5 protein-coding genes are annotated in these 6,078 nt (G+C 33.8%); 4 read left to right on the top strand and 1 reads right to left on the bottom strand.

Annotated features, from left to right (window positions below; all coding sequences use genetic code 11):
- The first annotated feature begins 71 nt into the window (after positions 1-71).
- Together F899_RS14810 and F899_RS14805 are read left to right on the top strand one after the other, a co-directional pair.
- Positions 72-671 (top strand): hypothetical protein, encoded by a 600-nt coding sequence (locus tag F899_RS14810; protein WP_005108946.1) that lies wholly within the window; start codon positions 72-74, stop codon positions 669-671.
- A 215-nt stretch (positions 672-886) separates the two neighbouring features.
- Entirely contained in the window at positions 887-1,297 is a 411-nt protein-coding gene (locus F899_RS14805; protein ID WP_005108947.1) for a hypothetical protein, read from the top strand.
- A 233-nt stretch (positions 1,298-1,530) separates the two neighbouring features.
- On the opposite strand, the gene F899_RS14800 is transcribed toward F899_RS14805, so the two are convergent.
- Positions 1,531-2,061: a conjugal transfer protein TraD gene (locus tag F899_RS14800; protein ID WP_005108949.1), complete on the bottom strand. Its 531-nt coding sequence runs from the start codon at positions 2,059-2,061 to the stop codon at positions 1,531-1,533.
- Positions 2,062-2,515: 454 nt separating this feature from the next.
- Here F899_RS14800 and F899_RS14795 point away from each other — a divergent pair, with 454 nt between their 5' ends.
- Together F899_RS14795 and F899_RS14790 are read left to right on the top strand one after the other, a co-directional pair.
- Positions 2,516-5,434 carry an AAA family ATPase gene (locus tag F899_RS14795; protein WP_005108950.1) on the top strand — a complete coding sequence of 973 codons (2,919 nt, stop codon included), beginning with the start codon at positions 2,516-2,518 and terminating at the stop codon, positions 5,432-5,434.
- A 50-nt stretch (positions 5,435-5,484) separates the two neighbouring features.
- Positions 5,485-5,922, top strand: coding sequence for a hypothetical protein (locus tag F899_RS14790; protein WP_005108951.1), 438 nt, complete (start codon positions 5,485-5,487; stop codon positions 5,920-5,922).
- The last annotated feature ends 156 nt before the right edge of the window (positions 5,923-6,078 follow it).

Below are 6,078 nucleotides of genomic sequence, written 5' to 3'. Positions count from 1 at the left end.
CTCACAAATCAATATAGGTATAATAATTTTATTAGGTCGATTGGCGATCTAGCAAAAAAGGATACAAGCACATGGCAATTTTCAACTACACAGATGCAGGTCGTTTTTACTATGTAGGTAGTCAGATTATTACTAATAAACTGACTGGAACTGTTTATTATATTTCACTCGTTGAAAAGGTAGTGATTGCATATAAGGGAAAATCTAAAAAGCCTTTTATCTACACTAGATTTAAAACAGTTGAACGTATGAAAGAAGCTGTTTCTCAAAATATTCAATCAGACAACTTGAGCCATCAAAACGCCATCAAGAACAAGGAAGAACAAAAAGCCCGAATTAAAAAATTCCGTGATCAGTTAGAGATCGGGACGATCTTATATACCTCATGGGGATATGAGCAAACAAATGTAGACTTCTATCAAGTTATTGAGAAAAGCGGGGCATATTGTGTCATCCGTGAACTTAAACAGGCTTATGATGCAACAGGTTCAATGCAAGGTTATGTTGTGCCTTTACCGAATGAATTTACCAGCAAAGAGCCAATGAAAAAAAAGATCATGGATAACTATATCGTGATTCATCAGTCTGCAAATGCAACAGTATTAGATTTTGAATTATTGCCGACAGGTACAAAAGTTTATAAACGCTGCTATACATCATCATACGCATAAAACAGTTGACCCCCTGAAGGGGGTCAATTCACTACAGAGGAAAATATGAAGCATTCAAAATTAATATATAAAGATTGGCAATTATATTTAAGGCTCTTATTTGAAAATAAATAGGGGTAATAGTCACCCGCATTTTTTTGATGTTTAGATTTCTAATGCTTCAAAAAAATGCGGTTCATTGCGTATCATATAATGAATATTAAGGAACTGAAAAAATGAATAATGCTCAATTCAAAATTGAATGCTTCAGAAATGGTTTATATAGCCCAGAGCAAATAATTGAATTTTACAAGGTAGTCCACACGGAAGAAACTAAGTACAATAGCCGTGATGCTCAACTTTGGATTAATGGGAAAAGCTCTAGGGAATATCAAATTGACCCTAAAGCAATTCAAATTTTAGATATGCTTAATGCAATCAGATCGGAAGTAATTGCAAAAGAAAAAGAGCGTATAGAACTTGGTAATCCAAGATATAAATATCTATTCAAAGGTGAACAAGCACTATGGTCGGAGCATCACGAATTTATAAATTTACCTGTCAATTTTTATAATTCAATAATGGTTGAGCTAGGTAAAAAAGATTTAATTTATTTTGAATTTTCAAAAAAAGATATTGAATCCTAAACGATAGGGCAGAGCAAAGTGTCTACTTTGCGAACTGAAAAAATCTGAAAAATCCTCCCTTCTCTGATTACCGTTGAATGGGGAAAGAGAAGCAGACAAAATCTGTGATTTTGTCTAGCTGACCGCAGACCCGAAACTACTTCCATGTAACCTATAAGCGGGATTAACAAAGCAATCCCGCAGGGTTGCGACTGGAAAAAATTAAATTATATTTTTACCAGTTTGAATATTCTTTAATTTGTAGAGCCTGAATTATCAACTAGAGTTGATTTAGATTTTTTTGATTGTTCCCGATCAGCAATAAATTTGTCACCAGCAATTTTTAAACTGTCAAAATGTTGGGGATTGGATTTATATGATTCAAGAGCCTTTAAAAGAACACCAGTAATAATTCCTTTATCTTCAGTTGGGAAATCTACCATTTCAAAAAGCGCACCAATTGAAATTAATTTATGTTCACGTTTTTTGCGATCTTTAACTTGAGCAGCTTGAGCATCTTTTTTCAAACTAGCTAAAAGTTTTTTTTCATCTTCCTTGATTTTTTCTAATTCTAAACGCGCTTTATGTTTTTTAAATTCATTTTTCATTACACGTTCAAATGAACTAATTTGCTGCTTTGTTGGTGAGCCTGATTCAATACTTTTAACAAGTGACAAAATTAAATCTTCAGTTTGGTTTCTATTCTCTAATCCCTTCAAACGAGAGATTTCATCAGTTACAAACTTTTTTTGATCTTCAGTAAATTTTAGATTTTCGATAGCCATTGCCACTTCCTCATTGTCAATATTTTTAAATCATAGCATAACTAAAAATAGAGGAAATCTATTACAGCACTAAACAACAAAAATCATATTAAATTATTAATTTCTGACTTTTCCAATTAAAGAAATATTTATTCTGAGTATGACTTGAATTGAAAAACTATTTAGCCAGGTGATCATTTTTCATAGGATTTTTAAAATCTTAAAATTGGCTTTCAGTCCTTTAGTTTAAAAAATATCCTAATGTCTACCTAATAACAAAAAATTACAGTTTCTAGCTTAAAAAAATCCTTATTAATCATGTCCCTTATAGACCCTTAGATTTGGGGTTTCTGAACTAAGGGTTATCACCTTGTAGCGAATATATATTGAAGTTATCATGACAACAGCAGTTAGAATGCACGCTTCCGCGTTTCTCTCCGAGAAACAAAAAAAGCAGATTCAAAATAGGCGAATTATGGCGATTTATCATTTATCAGTTAAATCAGGTAGGCAATACGGTTCTTCGGGAAGTCGAGGGGCAAGCCATTACGCTTATATAAATCGTGAAGGTAAATACAAAAGAGAAGATTTAGAAAATATAAAATCAGGAAATTTACCAAATTGGGCTAAAGATGCTGCTCACTTTTGGAAGTCAGCAGATAAGAACGAACGCATTAATGGACGTATTTATACTGAATTAGAAATTTCATTGCCTAGAGAATTGAATAAAGAACAACGTGAAGAATTAGTACAGGAATTTGTAGATAAGACTCTAGGTAAAAACTTCACATATTCCTATGCAATTCATAGCCCATTAGCAAGTGATGGTGAACAAAACCCTCATATTCATTTGATGTTTAGTGAAAGAAAATTAGATGGTATTGATCGTGACGAAGTACAACACTTTAAACGCTACAATCCGACTAATCCTGAAAAGGGCGGGGCAGGTAAAGACCGCTATTTTTCATCTAAAGTTTTTGTGGCAGATATACGCTTATCATGGGCTAACCATGTAAACGATTTTTGCGAAAATTTAGGTCTTGATGCTCGTATAGATCATAGAAGTTATAAGGCTCAGGGGCTTGAATTATCCAGTCAAAACTTCAGGGCTGATTATGTTAGTAATCATAAATATTTCATTAATGAAAATATAAAAAATATACGTCATCAAAATGGCGAAATTATTATTGAGCGTCCTTCGGAAGTTATTAGAGCTTTAACTTCTAATCAGTCTGTATTTACTGCCCGTGATCTTGAGCGCTTTGTTATGGCTCATACTGACAGTCAAGAACAATATCTTAAAGCCTATGAAGCTGTAATGACTTGTCCTGATATGGCAATGTTGTTTGGGAAAGATAAGGTTGTATTCTCATCAAAAGAATTGGTCGGAATTGAAGATTCTATTACTGCATTTATCTACGATGCTAATGAGCAAAGTCGAGTACAGAAGCCATTTAATTTAACTGAAAAATTCACATTAAATGCTGTAAAAATTGCTGATAAAAGAACATTCAATAGAGAGCAAGAAGCAGCCTATTATACTTTGACTTCTACTGATCGAATCTCATTGCTAAATGGTTCGGCTGGTACTGGTAAGTCTTATGTTCTTAGTGCTGTTTCTGAAGCCTTCAAAACTTCAGATTATAAAGTTCATGGTATTGCTTTGCAGGCAATTACAGCTAGAGCTATTTCTGACGATTGTAATATTCCAAGCAGTACAATTGCTTCATTCCTTGCCCGATATGAAAGTGGTAACTTTGAGATCAATAATAAGACTGTCTTGATCTTAGATGAAGCGGGGATGGTCGGCTCAAGAGACATGCAAAAACTTCTCATGATCGTAGAGAAGCATGATGCTCAAATAAAACTTGTTGGTGATAGTTATCAGTTAAGTGCTGTTAGTGCTGGTTCTGCATTTGCTCATATTCAAGATAACCTTGATAAGAAAAATATTGCTTCATTAGAAGATATACAACGACAAAAATATGCGAAGGAATCAGAGAAAATGATTGAAGCATCTAAGTTGTTATCTAAGCATGAAGTTGACAAAGCATTAGATATTTATAAGACCATTAATGCTGTTAATGAATATGAATCTCACGATCTAGCACTAGCCAAAACTATTAAATCTTGGAGTGAAGATTCTAGCAAAAATAAGTTAATGCTTGCTCATTCAAATAATGATGTGAATGAATTAAACCGCATGGCAAGAAATGTATTAATTAAAAATGGTCAACTTTCTGCTACTGGTAATCATGTTAAAACTGCTTTCGGTGATATTGAAATTACTGTCGGAGAAAAAATTGTATTTAAGCAGAATGATTCAAAATTAAAAGTTAGTAATGGTGAAACAGCAAAAGTAATCGGTTTTGATAAAGATAATCTTAATAACATTAAATTTATGATGGTTCAGTCAGATAAAAATAATGAGATCATTAAAGTAGATTTAAATGAATACAACAAATTTAAATATGGTTATGCAAATACTATTCACTCATCACAAGGTATGACTGTTGATAATGCCTATATTGTGGCGAGTGAGAACATGAATGCTAATTTAACTTATGTTGCTTTGACCCGACATAAATATAATGTCGAAATTAATTATTCTGCTATGTCGTTTACCACGAATGAAAAAGAATTCGTTAAACGTCCAGATGGGAAAATCTCATACGATCAGAATTACAATCCTGTTGAAAAAGAAGTTACACCTTTTGAAAACTTCAAAAAAGTTCTAGGACGATCAGAAAAGAAAGAATTTTCTACAGACTTCACTTTAGTAGACAAGCAAGAAAAATTAATCAAAGCATATCTTCAAGATCACCGCCACCATATTGAAGATAAGCGGGAGATATACGGAATTAACTCGAAGATACATGCTTTAACTTCAGCGAATCGTACATTCACGAAGGAAGAAATTGTTACCGAGGTTCGTGCGAATCTTAAATCTAAATCTATTTTAGGTGATGAGATCGGTAGCATTAGAGGTATGAAAATTGCAAAAGGTGAGCTTCTCAAACTTGAGGAAGGGTTACAGATCAAGACTGGATTCTTTAAGAAAGAAACCTTTGAGAAGGGAACAGAATTAAAGGTTCTTGATGCCTACAAGGTGAAAGATAAACCAATGATTAAAGCTCGAATCAATGATATGGAATATGAGATTCCATTTGAAAAACTTTCTGTTAAGTATTCAGATCGGTACTTCACAGAGTTTAAAGATCAGAGCGCACACCGTTTTACTGCCCGCAATAAAACTGAAGTTTATAGCGAGTACCGTGAGCAGTTATTGAAGCAAAAGATTACTGCACCGGAAGAAAATTTGAATGCTCCTAATCACAAGATGAAGCTGCAAAGCAATCTTAATACTACCCCTAGAAATACACCTAGAATCTAACTTCACCTGGCATAAGTAAGTGAAAATAACAAACCATAAAGGACTTTTTAATGAGTAAAGATGATCATGATAAATTTGTATTATTCCTGATAGTTGTAGGCTTTATCGTGTTAGTTGTCTGCGGTCTTGCGTGGCAGGGAGCAGGCATCTTTAACTTGCCTTTCACAGTGATGCTATGGACTATCATCAGATTAATTATCGTGGTATCGCTTGTATTTATTGCTGGAAAATTCGGTCTACCAAGAGAGTTTACTTTCCCCGCAGCAGCAGTAGGTTTAGCTTTTAGTTTATTCCCTGTCCTTGATCATATTGCGTTAGGTTATTCTGCTAAAAATTTCTATGAAACCACTAATTTTATGGGGCAAACGGTTCGGGAATTTGGTGCCAGTAAAATTACGGTCTGGTGGGGTTCGATTTATGCCAAAATAGCCTATGCTAGCCTTGCAGGTTTAATTGGATATGGTGTTAAGGTCGCCACTGATGATTAAAAAAGAAAAACCAACTTGAAGTTGGTTTTTCTGGCACTGTTGCAAATAGGGATCTGAGTCGATGATTTTCCCTTCAAAAAAGCTTAGAGACCGAAAACTCTATTTACTAGCCAAACTTCTCCTAGAATATTACCGTTATAAAATAATGAAGCTTGT

Origin of the sequence: Acinetobacter sp. CIP 101934, assembly GCF_000369585.1 — a bacterium.
Taxonomy (GTDB): Bacteria; Pseudomonadota; Gammaproteobacteria; order Pseudomonadales; family Moraxellaceae; genus Acinetobacter; species Acinetobacter schindleri.
This window is presented reverse-complemented; position numbering and strand designations above follow the sequence as displayed.

What these genes read in the sequence shown, in the direction of transcription:
- F899_RS14795 (WP_005108950.1), top strand. Translation starts at nt 2,516, where the DNA reads ATGGCGATTTATCATTTATCAGTTAAATCAGGTAGGCAATACGGTTCT.
- F899_RS14810 (WP_005108946.1), top strand. Translation starts at nt 72, where the DNA reads ATGGCAATTTTCAACTACACAGATGCAGGTCGTTTTTACTATGTAGGT.
- F899_RS14805 (WP_005108947.1), top strand. Translation starts at nt 887, where the DNA reads ATGAATAATGCTCAATTCAAAATTGAATGCTTCAGAAATGGTTTATAT.
- F899_RS14800 (WP_005108949.1), bottom strand. Translation starts at nt 2,061, where the DNA reads ATGGCTATCGAAAATCTAAAATTTACTGAAGATCAAAAAAAGTTTGTA.
- F899_RS14790 (WP_005108951.1), top strand. Translation starts at nt 5,485, where the DNA reads ATGAGTAAAGATGATCATGATAAATTTGTATTATTCCTGATAGTTGTA.